Below are 851 nucleotides of genomic sequence, written 5' to 3' on the forward strand. Positions count from 1 at the left end.
TGCCGTAGCGGGCGTTCAGCCATTCGCCGCCGGCGATGACGGCGACTCCGGCGAGGATGACGACGAGGCTGTAGATGATCCGGCCGCGGGACAGGGGGTTCTCCTGGAAATGGTGGGGGAATCGCGGACTTTGGTAAGTCCTTATTTGGTCCGGATCACGCCGATCTCGGTGGTGACGTCGGCGTCGTCGGGTGCGGTGACGGTGACGGGGGTGCCGAACTGGTCGAGGTTGAAGACGACGTGGGCGTAGTACTCGCCCTGCGGGTGGCCGCCGCCCTTGGGCGCGGTGTCGACACTGGCGATGTACGCCATGCTGATGTTGACTTCGAGTTTGCGGAGTAGGCCGGTGTCGTCGAGCCAGGCTTGGTAGCGCATCGGGCTGCCGATGACGTTGAACAGGTTGCCCAGGCGGTCCGGTAGCGGCGGCGCGCAGCCGGGGTTGGCGGCGGCGCTGCTGACGCCGCAGGTGATCTCGTATTTGTAGGGGGCGCCGTCCAGGTCGGCCATGTCCTTGCTGTCCCAGCCGTCGAAGGCGTCGTCGCGGGTGACCTGGGGGATGAAGGGCTTCCAGACGGTGAAGTCGGCCAGCTCGTTCGTCGGGTCGGCGAGGATGTTGCCCCAGGATCGGGCGGTGCCCTTCCCGATCCACGTGCGTCCGTCTTGGGGTTTCATGACGGGTGAGGTGACCCACACGTCGTCGCCGATCCGGATGCTCTTGGCGGTGATCGGTTCCTTGCCGGAGGCTTCGACGGTGGTGTATTCCGTGTTGGCGTCGTCGCTGTCGGCGCCGAATCTGATCATGCTGGTGCCGGTGAAGGCGGCGGTCGGCCCGGCGACCTGCGGGGTGAACT

1 protein-coding gene is annotated in these 851 nt (G+C 66.4%); it reads right to left on the reverse strand.

All coding sequences use genetic code 11. The annotated features are described in order from the left end of the window. Positions 1 to 141 precede the first annotated feature (141 nt). A partial coding sequence (locus WH85_RS52045) for a hypothetical protein (protein WP_045748589.1) occupies positions 142 to 851 on the reverse strand: 710 nt, incomplete at its 5' end.

Origin of the sequence: Actinoplanes rectilineatus, from assembly GCF_000962825.1 — a bacterium.
GTDB classification, from domain to species: domain Bacteria; phylum Actinomycetota; class Actinomycetes; order Mycobacteriales; family Micromonosporaceae; genus Actinoplanes; species Actinoplanes rectilineatus.